The following is a 255-nucleotide window of genomic DNA, read 5'->3' on the forward strand; positions in this document are numbered from 1 at the left end:
AACCGAGTAGCGGTTGCCGCGATAGGACACCAGGGCTTGTCGAGAGACGACACGTTCGGTGGACACGATCGCTGGATACGCCGCGGTCGGCAGTGGATGCAATCCTTCGGCAGTGGCCAGGGTCGCGTCCGATGCTCGGCCGTCCTTCGTCGGCCGCAACCTGGTGTCGCCGCGCAGACTGCAGAACCGATCGAGATTTGCTTGTGCCCCCTCGACGGTCAGGTCGTCAGCGAGAGTGCGCCACCAACGCTGTGC

Annotated in this window: 1 pseudogene; it reads right to left on the minus strand. The window is 64.7% G+C overall.

The features are described 5' to 3' along the window. Positions 1-255, minus strand: a pseudogene (locus RhoFasB10_RS26075) (IS21 family transposase); the annotation flags it as partial.

Origin of the sequence: Rhodococcus sp. B10 (assembly GCF_011770055.1) — a bacterium.
GTDB classification, from domain to species: domain Bacteria; phylum Actinomycetota; class Actinomycetes; order Mycobacteriales; family Mycobacteriaceae; genus Rhodococcoides; species Rhodococcoides kyotonensis_B.